This is a genomic window from Bradyrhizobium sp. CW1, assembly GCF_023100665.1.
Classification (GTDB): domain Bacteria; phylum Pseudomonadota; class Alphaproteobacteria; order Rhizobiales; family Xanthobacteraceae; genus Bradyrhizobium; species Bradyrhizobium canariense_D.
Genome location: NZ_CP064684.1, coordinates 6340274 through 6355492, shown reverse-complemented (window position 1 = coordinate 6355492; position 15219 = coordinate 6340274). Strand labels below are relative to the sequence as shown.

General features: G+C 65.1%; 7 protein-coding genes. 4 read left to right on the top strand and 3 right to left on the bottom strand.

What is annotated here, in order from left to right:
* Nucleotides 1–153: 153 nt before the first annotated feature.
* The gene (locus IVB54_RS30800) at nt 154–327 is read right to left on the bottom strand and encodes a hypothetical protein (protein WP_247294660.1); all 174 of its coding nucleotides are present in this window, start codon (nt 325–327) and stop codon (nt 154–156) included.
* A gap of 141 nt (nt 328–468) precedes the next feature.
* Nucleotides 469–6912, bottom strand: a complete 6444-nt coding sequence (locus IVB54_RS30795; RefSeq protein WP_247776598.1) for a non-ribosomal peptide synthetase — start codon at nt 6910–6912, stop codon at nt 469–471.
* Nucleotides 6913–7054: 142 nt separating this feature from the next.
* Between IVB54_RS30795 and IVB54_RS30790 the strand changes: the two genes are divergently transcribed.
* The 3 genes from IVB54_RS30790 (at nt 7055) to IVB54_RS30780 (ending at nt 12362) form a co-directional block, all read left to right on the top strand.
* On the top strand, nt 7055–10525 hold the full coding sequence (locus IVB54_RS30790) for an AAA family ATPase (RefSeq protein ID WP_247776597.1): 3471 nt from the start codon (nt 7055–7057) through the stop codon (nt 10523–10525).
* Nucleotides 10522–11316, top strand: a complete 795-nt coding sequence (locus tag IVB54_RS30785; protein ID WP_018455681.1) for an rRNA adenine N-6-methyltransferase family protein — start codon at nt 10522–10524, stop codon at nt 11314–11316. Before IVB54_RS30790 ends, IVB54_RS30785 begins: the two co-directional genes overlap by 4 nt.
* Before the next feature lie 95 nt (nt 11317–11411).
* The gene (locus tag IVB54_RS30780; protein WP_247294657.1) at nt 11412–12362 is read left to right on the top strand and encodes a DUF6492 family protein; all 951 of its coding nucleotides are present in this window, start codon (nt 11412–11414) and stop codon (nt 12360–12362) included.
* A 3-nt stretch (nt 12363–12365) separates the two neighbouring features.
* Here IVB54_RS30780 and IVB54_RS30775 read toward each other — a convergent pair whose 3' ends face one another.
* Complete coding sequence (locus IVB54_RS30775; RefSeq protein ID WP_018455679.1) at nt 12366–13433, bottom strand: endo-1,4-beta-xylanase; 1068 nt, start codon at nt 13431–13433, stop codon at nt 12366–12368.
* A 304-nt stretch (nt 13434–13737) separates the two neighbouring features.
* Here IVB54_RS30775 and IVB54_RS30770 point away from each other — a divergent pair, with 304 nt between their 5' ends.
* A complete protein-coding gene (locus IVB54_RS30770; RefSeq protein WP_247294652.1) occupies nt 13738–15174 on the top strand; it encodes an oligosaccharide flippase family protein in 1437 nt (478 codons plus the stop codon).
* Nucleotides 15175–15219 lie beyond the last annotated feature (45 nt).

Genomic DNA, 15219 nt, shown 5'->3' with positions numbered 1-15219 from the left:
CGGTCCACTCGGGCGAATCCTTGTCGATTGCTGGCCGGTTTACGGGCGCAAGCTTGTGCGAGACCCCAACTCGACACGCGAGCGGCCAAATGTGAAAAATGAAGCCCGAAAACTGAAGCCTGAAGATTCGTGCGGCGTCCCGGCCGACGAGTCTTACGTCTTCTTCTTCTTCTTGGACTTCTTGGAGCTGCCCAACATCGAAATGCTGGCGTCGACGTCCTTCAGCGCGGACTGCAGCTTCTTCTTCTCGGCGCCGAGCAACTTCTGCAGGGCCTTGCGGTCCTTGTCGCTCAACGAGGTGCCCTTGGTAAATTTGATGAAACCCATAACGAACTCCCCGGTTGAAAATACTCGTCCAAATCAAAACGCGAGAATAATCTTGCGCGATGGCGCCAAATAATCAAGATGCAACTTGGTCATTCACAGCTTTGACGAGTGACCCCGTATTCATCCGTGATGTACGGCCGGTCATGCCGCCCTGCGATTGAGCAATCGGCCGAGCGGTGTGTTGGGTTGGGCGAGGGCGGCCGCGAGCAGCGCGAGGAGATCCTCCATCCACTGGCCGACCGTAGCGCCGTCGAGCAGCTCGCTCTTGTAATTGCACGAACCGGTGATTCCCGTCGGCCGCTCCTTGAGCATCAGCGACAGCCATGTCTGGTCGATCGGCAGCACCGGCTGGCCTTCGCGGGCGATGTTGCCGATCGATCCTGTCGTGAGATCAGGCAGATCGAGCGGCTGGCGCAGCGGATTTTGCAGGGTGAAATAGACCTGGAGCAGCGAGGCTGGATTGACCCCCTCCTGCTCCAAATGATCGGCCAGGATGTTGAAAGGCAGCTCCTGGCGCGCATGCGCGTCAAGCACGCTCTGGCGGACCCGGACTACGGCCTGCGCGAACGACAGCTCCGGCGTGATTTTGGTGCGAACGATCACCGTGTTCTCGAACGGACCGACGATCCGGTCGGTGTCCGGCTGGGCGCGATTGGCCATGGCGGTGGCGATCGAGATGTCGTCGCGGCCGGTCCGCGCCAGCAGCACGGCCTTCAAGCCGGTCAGCAGGCACATGAACAGCGTGCAATTGTGCTGGCCGGCGAAAGCCGCGAGCCGGCCGATCAGCTCACGCTTGAGACTGACCGGATGGTGCCCCCTGGACGGGCCCGGCCTTGATTCGCCCTCGAAGAGGGGAGCCGCCCCGCGCAAATTCTCGGTCCAGTCGGCCGCCTGACGGCGGGCGGCATCGGTGCCGCACCACCAGCGCTGCCAGCGCGCCACGTCCGAAAAGGCCGGCGGCGGTTTCGGCAGCGGCACCGACGAATATCCGGCCAGCGCCGCATAGCGGTAGGACAATTCCTCGAACAGCACGCCGATCGACCAGCCATCGACGACGGCGTGGTGCAGCGTCAGCAGCAACACGTGATCGCCATCGTGGAGCCGCAACAGCCGGGCGCGCAGCAGCGGCGCGCGCGTGGTGTCGATCGGGACATAGGTCTCCTGTTCGATCAGGAGATTGATCTTGCGGAGCTCCAGCGCCTTGCGCCGCTTGTTGTTGTGGGGCTGACCGTCGCCGATCGTCCCGACAGTCAGGACACGGCCGAGGGCGCCGGGCGCGGCGATGCGGCTGACGGGCTCCCCGCCGCTCCAGCCGAAATGAGTCCGCAGCGATTCGTGCCGGCGCACGATGTCGTCGATCGCCTGCGCCAGGGCGGCCGGATTCAGCGGCCCCTGGAGGCGGAAAGCGAAAGGCAGGTTGAACAGCGGCAGTCCGCGAAGATTCTGCTCGATCCGCAGCATCTGGTCCTGCGCGATCGAGAGAGGGCTGCCTTCGGCCAGGCTCGCACTAGCCAACCTCGCTACAGTTGGGGCCGGCTTGCGCGGCTTTGCCGCCACGGCCTCGTCGACCCGCCGGGCAAGCTCGTCGATCGTCGGTGCCTCGAAGATGGTCTTGATCGGCAGCGACGCGCCGAGCGCCCGAGCGACGCGCGCCATGACCTGGCCCGCCAGCAGCGAATGGCCGCCGAGGTCGAAGAAATTGTCGGTGACGCCGAGGCTTTCGACCTTCAGCAGGTCGATCCAGATGTCGGACAGCACCTTTTCGGTAAAGCGCCGCGCCGGCACGGCCGCATCCGGTCCGAACGTTTCCTGCTGCGCCGACGCCAGCAGCGCGGCCCGATCGATTTTGCCATGGGCATTGAGCGGCACCTGACCCAGGAACAGGAACGCGGACGGGATGGCATGGCCCGGCAGCCGGCTCTTCAGGAAATCGCGCAGCTCGCTGGCGCTGCTCCGGCTGCCGGATCTCGCGACGATATGGGCAATCAGCCTGATATCGCCGCTTGCTTCGCGACGCGGCTCGACGATGCCGGCGCACACACTGGGATGGTCGGTAAGCGCGTTCTCGATCTCCTTGAGCTCGATACGGTAGCCGCGGACCTTGACCTGATGGTCGGCGCGACCGAGGCATTCGATCGTGCCGTCGGCACGGCGACGGGCGAGGTCGCCGGTCCGGTACAGCCGGCTGCTAGCTTTGCGCGAGAACGGATCGGGCAGGAAGCGCTGCCGGTTCTGCGCGGGATCGTTGACATAGCCGCGGCCGACGCCGGCGCCGCCGATGCAGAGCTCGCCGGTTACGCCGACCGGCTGCGGCTGCAGGCTTGCGTCGAGCACGTAGAGCTGGGTATTCGGCAGCGGCGCGCCGACCGGGACGTTGCCCGTCGTGGTCGTGGGCGCCCTGGTCAGGCGATGCAGCGAGACGTCGTCGGAACATTCCGAGGCACCATAGGCGTTGATCAGCGGCACTTTCGGACAGCGGGCGAACCAGGCCTTGCACAGATCGACGGGCAGCGGTTCGCCCGTCGAGATCAGAAGGCGCAGCCTCGCAAAGGCGCGTCGGATTTGTGCCTCGTCCATGCGATCGAGGATCACGCGCAGCAGCGATGGGACGATCTCGAGCACCGTGATGCCCTCGCGCTCGATCTCGCGCGCGAGCAAAATCGGGTCCTGCACGATCGCGGTCCCGCAGATGTGGACGCGCGCGCCGACCATGGGCCCCGCGACGAACTGCCACACCGAGATGACAAAACTCTGTGGCGCGGTCTGCGCGATCACGTCCCGGGACGAGAGGTTCAGCTCGGAGATGAGCGACGCCAGATGGTTTGACAGCCCGCGCTGCTCGATCATGACGCCCTTGGGCGCGCCGGAGGACCCGGAGGTGTAGATGAGATAGGCAAGGCTCGACGCCGCGCGCCGCTTTGCGGGGGCCGGCTTGGCCGACGCTGGCGCGATCGCGTCCTCGAGCTCGGCCATTTGGATGCGCTCGACCAGCGGTTCGAGCAGCGCCTCCGCCATGGATGACTGCGCCCGTTCGATCAGCAGCATGCGGGCCCCGCTCGATCCGAGGATGGTTGCGAGCCGTTCCCGCGGCTGGTCGGGATCGAGATTGAGGAAGGCGGCGCCCACGCGTTGTACGGCGATCATCGCGGCGAGCAGGTCGGGCCCGCGATCTGCAAGCAAGGCGACCACGGCCTCGGCGCCGACGCCTTCGAGAGTGAGCCAGCGCGCAGCCGCTTGGCTGCGGCGCGCCAGCTCGCGGTAGCTCAGGGATGTGCGGCCGTCCGACACCGCGATCGCGTTCGGCGTCTTCTTGACCTGGCGATCGAAACCTTCGCTCAAATTGCCGCGCGCGACGAAATTGGCCGGCACGCCCCGGCCCTGCGCCAGCAGCTGCCGGCGTTCGGCCTCAGTCAGGAGTGCCAGGCGGGAGATGCGCTGCTCCGGATCGGCGATGACGGATTTGAGCAGGGTTTTGAACTGAGCGGCCATGCCCTCGATCGTCGCCGCGTCGAACAGATCGGTGGCGTATTCGAAGAAGCCGGTGAAACGGCCGTCGGCCTCGACCAGTTCGAGCGTGATGTCGAATCGCGCCACTTTTGGATCGATCTCGATCCGCCGCGTCGACAGACCGGAGAATCGTGCCGCCTCGATCGAGGCATTCTGGAGGATGAACATGATCCGGAACAGCGGATTGCCGTCCGTCCTTCGTGCGATCTGAAGCGAGCGCAGGACTTCCTCGATCGGGAGATCCTGATTGCGATAGGCATCGAGCGTGACCTGCCGTACCCGGCGCAACATGTCGCCGAAGCTCGGATCGCCGCCAAAATCATTGCGCAGGATCAGGGTGTTGGCGAACACTCCGATCAGGCGCTCGCTCTCGATCTGATTGCGGTTGGCGATCAGCGATCCGGTCGCGACATCTTCTTGTCCGGTGTGACGGAACAGCAGGCACTGCAACACGGCGAGCAGGGTCATGAAGGGCGTGACGCCCTTGTTCTGGCTCAGCGCGCGCAGGTCGGCCGACAGGGTTTTGGAGAATTCGAGATAGTGACGGGCACCGTGGCCGCTCCAGACCTCCGGCCTTGGGCGGTCGGTTCGCAGCGGCAGCGTGATGACGCCGTCCAGTTGCACCCGCCAGTAATCGAGCTGCTCCTTGGCCGCCGGCGTCTGCGCCCAGCTCTGCTGCCAGAGCGCAAAGTCGCGATACTGGAAGGCGGGCGAAGGCAGTGCTGCCACGTCGTTCTTGCGCGCTGCCGAATAATGGGCGGCGAGTTCTTCCCAGAACAGCCGCTGCGACCAGCCGTCGGTGACGAGGTGGTGGACGTTGACCACCAGCACATGGCTGCTCTTGTCGAACGAGAGCAGCGTGACCTTCAGCGGTGCCTCGTTCGCAAGGTCGAACGGATGTTGCGCGAGCCGGAGTGCTTCGCGCCTGACAACAGCGACCCGCTTGTTCGCGGGGCAGGGCTTGAGCTTGATCCGCTCGAACCGCGGTGGCGATTGCAGCACAAGCTGCACCGGCTCGCCCTCGCGTTCGACGATGACCGACCGCAACGCCTCATGGCGCGCCGATACGGCGGTGAGGCTCGCAGAAAGTGCGGCGACGTCGAGCCCACCCTTGAGGAGCGCGACTTCGACGACGTTATAATTGTAGCGCGTGGGGTCGAGCCGCGAGAGCACGTACATCCGCTGCTGCTGGAACGACAGCGGCGCGTCTGCTTCCCCGGCCTGGCGCCAGGCCGGTAGCATCGTTTCGCGATGGATTGCGGCGGTCTCGATCCGGGCCGCAAGCGCGGCGGCCGTGGCGCAATCAAAAACGTCCTCGAACGAGAAATCGACATTGAAGCGTTCGCGCAGGCGCGAACGCATCTGCGTCACCGCGAGCGAGTCGGCACCGAGCGCAAAGACGTCCTGATCGCCCCCGACCTGCGGCAGCTCCAGCAGATTGGCCCAGATCCCGGCGAGCTCGGTCTCCAGCGCGTTGCGCGGCAGACGGGCCTCCTCCTCGCCGCCGTCCGTTGCAATCAATTCGGCGAGCGCATTGCGCTTGACCTTGCCGCTGGCGCCTTTCGGCAGCGTCGCGACGCTGCGGATCAGGCTCGGCACCTTGTAGGCCGCGAGCCGTTTCCGGGCGAACTGGCGCAACTGGTCCGAAGTCGCCTCGGAATTCGGCCGCAGCACCACGATTGCGGCGACGTTCTCGCCGAGCTTCGGGTGCGGGACGGCAAACACGCCGGCCTCCAGCACCGCCGGATGGCTGAGCAGAACCTCTTCCACCTCCAGAGGCGAGATCTTCTGCCCGCCGCGGTTGATGACGTCCTTGATGCGGCCGACGATGAAGAGATAGCCGTCGGCATCGAGATAGCCGAGATCGCCGGTCCGGAACCAACCGTCGCGGAAGGCAGCCTGCGTCGCCGGCTCGTCATTATAGTAGCCGCGGCTCATGTTGGGTCCGCGCAGCATGATCTCGCCGTGCTGGCCGCTGGCGAGCGCGCGGCCCGTCTCGTCCATGATTGTGATCTCGGGGCCCGCGGCGCGGCCGACCGATCCGACCTTGCGCAGCTCGAACGGGTTGGCCGCGATCTGCGAGGCCGCCTCCGTCATGCCGTAGGTTTCGAGCACGGGAACGCCGAACGTCGCCTCCAACCCGTCGAGGATCGCAGGCGTAAGCGAGGCCGAGGCGGAGCGGATCACGCGCAGCGACGACGATCGGGCAAGATCCGGGTTGGCTTCCGCCGCCGTCAGCAGCGCGCGATGGATGGTCGGCACTGCCGTGTACCAGGTCGGTCGCAGCTGCCGCATCCAGCCGAAGAAGGAGGCTGCGTCGAAACCCTCGGTACAGACTACGCTGGAGCCCGCGGCCAGCGCCGTCAGCAGGCCGGAAATCAAACCATGGGCGTGAAACAGCGGCAGGACGTTGAGCAGACGATCGTGGGACGCGAGCGAGAGCACGCGGCCGGCATTGTAGGCGGAGAGGCACACATTGCGATGCGTCAGCGGCACCATCTTCGGTCGCGCCGCCGTGCCCGAGGTCAGCAGGATGAACGCGTCGTCGTCGCCGCGCGAGGCGCCGCTGCTGCTCGCCGGTCCGACCGCCGGCCCGACCAACGCGCAGCCGCCGAGATCGTCTTGCGGCCCCGGCACGAAATCGATCACCGCAATATCGAGCGCCTTGGCGACATCGCGGGCCGCCGAGTTCGTGTCGGCCGGGGTGACGAGCGCCGTCAGCTTCAATTCGCTGAAATAGCGTTGCAGCTCGTCCGCCGTCAGATCGGGATTGACGGGAACGCAAGCGCAGCTCGAGGCTACCGCGATCAGGGCCAGTGCGCTGTCGGCACCGCGCGGCAACGCAACCGCGATGCGGTCGGTAGGAGCGATGCCGAGCCCGCGCAGCGTGCGGACGAGATCCTGCGTCCGCGCGCCAATCCCGCCGTAGTTGAGGACCGGCTGGCCGGGGGCGAGGAGGGCGGGGGCCACCGGCATCTTGCGGGCATGGAAATCGAGAAGACCGCCGATATCCTCGAATATCTTCGCTTCGGCCGTCGTGCTCGCTTCCCGCGGGGCTGGGCGTGTGGCGTCCGACAATTCCGTTCCCTTTTGATCCGATTGGGCTATTCTTCCAAGAAGTTAGGAAAGGCGTCCAGTCTGAGGTGAAGTTTTGGCCCCAAAATCTGTGGTTGCGGGGCCCTAAGCCCTTCGACGGAGTGATTGGTCGGGCGGAATCACCATGCTGGAGAATGAGCCGGGCACGGGAGCGGAAGGCGGGCTGAAGCGCTGGCTCGAGGGTATCGGTCTTAGCCACTATACCGATCTCTTCGCGCAGCACCGTCTCGATCTCGACGTCATGGCGGACCTGACCGAATCCGATCTGGTCGAGCTCGGATTGCCGCTCGGCGATCGGAAGCGGCTCCAGCGCGCCATGACCGCGTTGTTCCGGGCCGAAACCGCGGAGAAGCCCGACGCGACGGCGCGCCCGCAAATCCGGACGGAGGTCGGCGCCGAGCGGCGTCAGCTCACCACCATGTTCTGCGACATGGTGGATTCCACCTCGCTCTCGGTGCAGTTCGATCCGGAAGACGTGCGCGACATGATCGCGAGCTTCCGCGAAACCTGTGTCCGCGTCGTGAAGCATTACGAAGGTTTTGCTGCCCGCTTCGTCGGAGACGGTATTTTGGTCTATTTCGGCTATCCGACCGCACATGAGGACGACGCCGAGCGCGCCGTGCGTGCGGGGCTGGAAATCGTCCGGGTGCTGTCGACCGCTCGCGCGATCGAGCCGCGTGGCGCGCTCAGCCACTCACCCGCCGTCCGCATCGGCATCGCAACCGGTCTCGTCGTGGTTGGCGACCTCGTCGGACAGGGCACCGAAGAGCGCGACTCCGCGGTCGGAGAAACCGTCAATCTCGCCGCGCGCCTGCAGGGCCTGGCGCCGCCCAACGGTGTGGTGATTTCCACGTCGACCCAGTCGCTGCTGAAGGGGAAGTTCGACTACCGCGATCTCGGCGTCCACGTGCTCAAGGGAATCTCGGAGAAAGCCCAGGCCTGGCACGTGATGCGCGCCTCGCGGGTGGAGACCCGCTTCGCCGCCGCCATGGGCACGCGGCTGACCCCGCTCGTCAACCGGGAGGAGGAGATTGCGCTGCTGATGGGGCGCTGGCAGCAGGCCAAGGAGGGCGAGGGCCAGGTCGTGGTCAAGTTCGGCGAGCCCGGCATCGGCAAGTCGCGCATCATCCAGGAGATCTTCGACCGGATCGCGGGCGATCGCCATGGACAGGTCTCGTTCCAGTGCTCGCCCTATTACACCTCCACGGCGTTCTATCCGTTCGCCGAGCAGCTCAAATTCTCTCTCGGTCTCGATCGCGAGGATGCGTCCGTTCAGTCGCTGGCGAGCCTGGAGACCGCGATCGCCGCCGCTCATGGCGACATCGAGCAGGTTGCGCCGCTGTTTGCCGTGCTGTTGTCCATTCCGACCGGCGACCGCTATCCGCCGCTCGAGCTGTCGCCGCAGCAGCAAAAGGATGCGACCGTCGCGGCGCTGGTCAATCATTTCCTCGGCCTTGCGCGCGAGCAGCCGCTGGTGATCGCATTCGAGGATCTGCACTGGATCGACCCGACGTCCCGTGAGGTGATCGATCTCCTGGTCGACCGGGCACAGAACCGGGCAATCCTGGTCATCATCACCGCGCGCACCGAATTCCAGCCGAGCTGGAACGCCCATTCGCATATCACGACCCTGGTGCTGAACCGGTTGAGCCGGCAGTTGCGCGCGACGCTGGTCGAGCGCGTGGCGGGACGCGAGCTTCCCAAGGAGGTCATCGAGGAGATCATCGTCAAGACCGACGGCGTGCCGCTGTTCCTGGAGGAGCTGACCAAGACGGTTCTCGAATCCAACCTCCTGACCGAACGGCACGGGCGCTACGTGCTGTCGGGTCCGTGGCGGCAGCTTGCGATCCCGGCGACGCTGACGGACTCGCTGATGGCGCGGCTGGACCGGATGGGGCCGTTCAAGCGGATCGCGCAAATCGGTGCCACCATCGGCCGCGAATTCTCCTACGAGACTCTGCACGCGGTCGCCAACACACCCGCCGAACAGATCGAGGCCGCGCTCAATCATTTGGAGGAGGCCGGACTGATCATGCGCCGCGGCCATCCGCCCGACGCGCTCTACTCCTTCAAGCACGTGATGATTCAGAACGCCGCGCATGCGAGCTTGCTGCACAGCGAGCGGCGCAAGCTGCATTCCCGGATCGCCCAGGTGCTGGCCGAGATGTATCCCGAGAAGACCGAGCGCGAACCGGAACTGCTCGCCCATCATATGACCGAATCCGGCCAGAGCGAGAGCGCCGCCAGCTTCTGGCTTAAGGCCGGTAAGCAGGCGGCCAAGAGTGGCGCCAATCTAGAGGCGATCGGGCATCTGGGCCGCGGCCTCGGCGTCGTGCAGGCCAATGCGCGCATGCAGGGCGCCGATGAGATGGAGCTCGAATTGCGCATCGCGCTCGGCAACGCGCTGATCGCCGCCAAGGGCTATGCCGTGCAGGAGGTCGAGGAGAACTACGTCCGCGCCCTCGCACTCGGCCAGCAGCTCGACGACGACGAAAAGGCCTTCGCCGCCACGCGCGGGCTCTGGGTCTGTCATTTCATCCGCGCCGATCTGACCCGCGCGCACGATCTCAGCGTCGAGCTGTTGAAGTTCGCCAAGCGCGAGCGGCTGAACGAGGGGACGCAACCGGCGCAGCAGACCGGCTATCTGATCGAGGCGCATCGCTCGATCGCGATGACTATGCTCTATCGCGGGCGCTTTGCCGCGTCCCAGCATCATCTGCACCGCTGCATCAACCTCTACAGCCCCGACCTGCACTCCGATCTGATGGAGCGGCACGGCACCGATCCCGGTGTCGTCTCGCTGTCCTATCTCGGCTACCTCCTGTGGTTCCTCGGCCGGCCCGACGCGGCGCGCCAGCACAGCGAACAGGCGATCGCGAACGCCGAGAAGATCCGCCACCCATTCACGCTCGCCTTCGCGCTCGTGTTCGGCGCCTATCTCTGCCAGCATTTGCGCGATGTTGAGGGCACGCGCGACCATGCCAACCGCGCCATGATCATCGCCACGGAGCACAATTTCCTGCACTGGAAGCAGCAGGCGGCGATCCTGCGCGGCTGGGCGCTGGCGCAGCTCGGCGAGGCCGACGAAGGCCTCAGCCAGATGCGGTTCGGCCTCGACGAATACGAAGCGATGGATTCCTGGCTCGCCGGCTGCTGGTTCCGCTGCCTGCTCGCGGAGGCCTACGCCAAGGTCGGAATGCGCGATGCCGCCTTGCGCGCGCTGGACGGTGCGCTCGCGACCGCAAGACGGACCGGCGACCACTCCTACCTCGCCGAAGTCTACCGCCTGCAAGGCGAGATCACCCTGTCGGATGAGAATCCGGCCTCGGTGCAGGAGGCCGAGGACCTGTTCAACCTGTCGCTGGAGATCGCGCGTAAGCAGGGCGCTCTGTCCTGGGAGCTTCGCACCGCCGTCAGCCTCGCGCGCCTGTCGCACCAAGCCGGCAAGCGCGAGCACGCTCGTCTCCTGCTCGTACCGATTGTGGCCAAGTTCAGCGAGGGCTTTTCCACGCCGGACCTGAAACAGGCGATGCAACTGATCGACGAGCTCGGCGTGGACGCGCTTGTTCGTAAACAGGCCGATTCCGTGAGATGAGCGATCTTGCCGCCGCGCGTGCGCGTTACGTGGAGCTGATCTCAAAACGCGAGCGGATCTCTTCAACGCGCCTGCTCGAAGCCCTCGGCACTGTTCCGCGCGAAAAGTTTCTGGCGAAGGGGCCGTGGCGCATCAAGACCGAGGCGGCGCGCAACTATCGGCTGACGCCGGATGCTGATCCCGTTCATCTCCAGGACAATGTGCTGGTCGCGATCGATGCGCGCCGCAAGCTTGATACCGGACTTCCGAGCCTGTGGGCGCATTTCATCGATTTGCTCGACGTCGGGGAAAAAGACCGTGTGGTCCAGATCGGCTGCGGGCTCGGCTATTTCTCAGCCGTGCTGTCGAAGATCGTGGGGCCCAAGGGCAGGGTGCAGGCAATCGAATGCGACGAGCGGCTTGCGGCGCGCGCCGCAACCTATCTTGGCGCCTATCGCAACGTCGCGGTCGTCCATGGCGACGGATGCGAGGACATCGGCGAACCCGCCGACGTGATCATCGTTCATGCCGGCTTCTCGCAGCCGCATCCGCTCTGGCTTCGGTCGCTTCGTCCGCGCGGCCGGCTTCTGGTGCCGCTGACCCAGCGGGACCGCGAAGGCGCCGCCCTCAAGATCACCCGCAAGGGCAGGGGGTTCGAAGCCGAGGCGGTGCAGCAGATCCGGATATTTCCCGGCCAAGGCCGCGGTCTGACCGCGCTCGACGACCGCGTCGCCGACTGGTGGCAGCGCGCCTCCGCGCTGGCGCCGCTGCGCTTTCGCGGCATCGCGCAGGGGTTGCCGTCGGATGGCTAATGCTTCGTTTCATTTTACCTTGATTGCGAATGTAAGTATCCAACGCGTCTCGGCGCCGCTATGACTGCGGCCTGATCGCCATACGAGCGCGCGCCATGCATTCCGTTGCCCTGCTGACCGCCAGCTACGCCAAGGATATCGAGCGCTTTTCGCTGCTCAGCGAGAGCATCGACATCTGGTTGACGGGCTACACACGGCATTATGTTCTCGTTAACGATGAGGATCTGCCGCTGTTCGCGCGGTTCGCTTCCGACAAACGCGTCATCGTTCCGGCCTCGCGCTATTTGCCGAAATGGCTGTGGGCGTTGCCGCCGGCTCTGCAGTTCATCAGCAAACGGCGCGTCTGGCTGTCGCTGCTGTCGTCACCTGTTCATGGCTGGCACATTCAGCAGATCCTCAAGATCGCCGGCGTCCTCAACGCGCCAGAGCAGCGCGTTTGCATCCTGGATTCGGACAATCTGTTCTTCCGCGAATTCGACGTCGGTGAGTATGCCGGCGCCGAGAAGACCCCGCTGTTCGTCACGCGCAACGGGATCGACGCCGCCCACCCCTTGCATGTCCTGTGGCTCCGCACCGTCGATCAGCTCCTTGGCATCAAGGACCGGTCCTTCCCCGCGGACGACTATGTCGGCAACGCGCTGGTCTGGGACAAGGACACCGCGCGCGCGATGACCGATTCGATCAAGTCGGCAACGGGATTGAACTGGGTTCTGGCACTGTGCCGGAAGAAGAAGTTCTCGGAATATCTCATGTACGGCCATTTCGTCGCGAACGCGCCCGCGCATCTGGCCACTCATCGGGTCACCGAGGACAGCATCGCGGTCTCGCATTGGGACGACACCCGCCTCGACCGTCCCGCCATCGAAGCGATGATGCGCGCCGCTTCGCCCGACCAGGTCGCGCTGTGCATCCAGTCCTATTCGTCGACCTCGATCGACGACATCCGCGACGTGTTCCGCCTCAGCTCGCGCGACCGTCGCGGTCCGAGTCTTTCGCCCGAGCACATGGGCGACGAGGCTCAGTTCGAAGTGCCGAAAGCTCGCTAGACCTTACACGTCTCTCGTGAACTTGCTGATCACGTTCATGAACGGCTTCGGCTTGAACTCGCCGTCGAGCGGCAAAGGACGGTTCGGCTGCTTGTCGGCGCGGGCAAAGGTGCCGTTGATCCAGCTGTAGCGGTCCGAGAGGCCCCAGGTCAGGATCGAGCGCACCGGTCCGCTGGTCGAGATCGCGGTCAAGAGATCATCGACGCGCTTGGCGACGATGGCATCGCGCTCCGCCGGCGTCCCCGTCAGCTTCTGGTCGTCGACATCGAGCTCGGTGACGAGCACCTCGAGGCCCCAGGCGCGCAGCTCGGTGACGAATTCGGCAAGCCCATGGGTGTCGATCTCGAGCTCGGCATGCAGATGCGCTTGCAGTCCCACGGCGTGCAACGGCACGCCCTGGTCGAGCAGCTCCATGATGAGATGGCGGTAGGCAGCGCGCTTCGCGACGAACGTGTCCTTGGCCGACTCGATGTCGTATTCGTTGATCGCGAGCTTGACGAAGGGATCGGCCGCGGCCGCCGTGCGGAACGCCAGCGGAATCCAGCGGTTGCCCAGATGCTGCGTCCAGAACGACTCGCGTCGGTCTTTCGGGCTGTGCGGATTGTCCGGGATCGGCTCGTTGACTACGTCCCACGACGTCAGCTTGTCCTTGTAATAGGAGACGACGGTGCCGATGTGGTCGACATAAGCGCGCTCGACGCCCTTGGTATCCTTGATCTGCTTGGTCCAGTCCGGAATGTCGTGATACCAGGCGAGCGCGTGGCCGCGCATCGTCAGGTCGTTCTGCCGGGCGAAATCCAGGATCGCGTCGGCGCGTTCGAAGGCAAAGGTGTGCGCGTCCGGACGCAGCATCGGCCATTTCAGCTCGAGCACCGGCACGACTTGTGTGCAGTAGGTGCTGATGGCTTCGCCGAGCCTGGGATCCGCTTGCAGATCCCAGAGCGTGGCCGCGGCACCAAATCCCTGATAGCGCTGGGCGAGTTTCGACGCCGGCGCTGCGGACGCCGATGCGGCTGCCGCGAGTGCTGCGGCGCTGCCGAGGAGAAATTCGCGTCTGTCGAGCCTGGTCACGGCATTCCTTATCGGAGCCAACGCGCCACCGTACCAAGCGACGCCTTGCAACGCCGGGGATTTCCCTCGTTGGGTTAACTTTGCCAGTGCGAATCACGGTTCCTTTCGGTGGCCGTGGCGCCGTCAGGGAAGGGCAAATTTAACGCTAACCCGCGAAAGCGGCTTCAAAACCGGATTCGCCGCCCGATCTCCAGACTTATGTGACACTCTTGAGAGATGTTGCGGCGCAATTCGTTGGCCCCGCCATGGTCCAATTGATGAACGGCCGTCACACTCGCAACAACGTTGCCGGTCCCGTGCTCGCATGCTGAACCGCCATTTCTCGATTTATCTCGTCGCCTACATCCTGCCTGCGGCGGTGGGCTTCTTTGCCGTCACGGCCTACACGCGGCTGCTGACGCCGGCGGAGTACGGCGTTTATGTCGTCGGCATCAGCCTGGCTGGCATTCTAGGCGCAATCTTCTTCGCCTGGATCAAGCTGTCGGTGTCGCGCTATCAGGCGATGTCGGCCGAGGTCGATTTTCGCGGCACAGCGATTGTCGCCTTCGCGCTCACCGTTGCCGTCCTCTGCGCCACCACGCCGCTGGTTTTCCTGTTCCGCAATGATCTCAGCGTTGGGCTGCTGCTTGCCAGCATGTTCGTCGCGATCATGGCGAATGCCGTCGATGTCGGCCAGGAGTTCGAGCGCGCAAAACTGCGCCCTTACAGGTTCGCGGCGATCTCGATCGTGCGCAGCGTGTCGAGCGTCGGTTTCGGCCTGCTCGGCATCTGGCTCGGCTGGGGTGGACTGGGACTGCTCGCCGCATTCGGCCTGGGTTCGCTCGCCGGGATCATCCTGAACCTTCTCGGTGACCGCACCAGGATCGCGCGCTTTCAGCGCAGCCAGTTCGTGCAGCTCGCGCGCTACGGCCTGCCGCTGACGCTGGCCGGATTGTCGGTTGCGGTCTACTCGGCCTGCGACCGCCTCATCGTGGCTTATTTGCTCGGCAAGGACGCCGCCGGAATCTTTGGCGTCGCCGCCGATCTGCCGCGACAGTTCATGGTCATGATCGCCTCCAGCGTCGCCGCGGCGACCGTGCCGTTGGTGTTCCGGTCATTGTCGGACAAGAACATCGAGACGACGCGGGAGCGGCTGACCGAGAGCCTCGAACTTCTGCTCGTCGTAGTTGCGCCCGTCGCGGTCTGGCTCGCGCTCGTAGCCGACCAGGTCGCCGGCACGCTCGTCGGCGTCGACTTCCGCGCCGGCGTGTCGGTATTGCTGCCGACCCTGGTGCTCGCGCGCTTGTTCGGCATCGCCAATCAGTTCTATGTGCAGATCAGCTTCCAGCTTGCCGAGCGACCGTTCATGCTGGCGGCGCAGTCGTTCCTGACGCTGGTCGTCAGCGTGGCGTTGATGTTCGTGCTGGTGGCCGGCCATGGTCTCTACGGCGCGGCGCTGGCGACCCTTGCAACCGAAGCGATCGGTTTCCTCGTTGCCGTCGTGCTGATGCATCGCGCCCATCCGGTCCCGTTCGACCTCCACCGCCTCGCCGGCGTTGCGGTCTCCGCCGCGGCGATGGCGGCTGCGATCCTCGTGGCACGATCCCAGGTCAATGGCATCGGCCTCGTCCCGCTCATGCTCGTGAGCCTCGCCGGCGGGCTCGCTTATGCCGCTGCCGCGTGGTTGCTGAACATCGCAAACGTCCGGACGCTGTCGCTGCGTTTCCTGCGAACCTTCAACCGCAAGGCGCTGGGCGTTTAAGCCGCGATGCCTGACGAGGCTCGGCCTCAGCGTCTGAAGCTCTGA

What these genes read in the sequence shown, in the direction of transcription:
- IVB54_RS30785 (WP_018455681.1), top strand. Translation starts at nt 10,522, where the DNA reads ATGAGCGATCTTGCCGCCGCGCGTGCGCGTTACGTGGAGCTGATCTCA.
- IVB54_RS30780 (WP_247294657.1), top strand. Translation starts at nt 11,412, where the DNA reads ATGCATTCCGTTGCCCTGCTGACCGCCAGCTACGCCAAGGATATCGAG.
- IVB54_RS30800 (WP_247294660.1), bottom strand. Translation starts at nt 327, where the DNA reads ATGGGTTTCATCAAATTTACCAAGGGCACCTCGTTGAGCGACAAGGAC.
- IVB54_RS30790 (WP_247776597.1), top strand. Translation starts at nt 7,055, where the DNA reads ATGCTGGAGAATGAGCCGGGCACGGGAGCGGAAGGCGGGCTGAAGCGC.
- IVB54_RS30770 (WP_247294652.1), top strand. Translation starts at nt 13,738, where the DNA reads ATGCTGAACCGCCATTTCTCGATTTATCTCGTCGCCTACATCCTGCCT.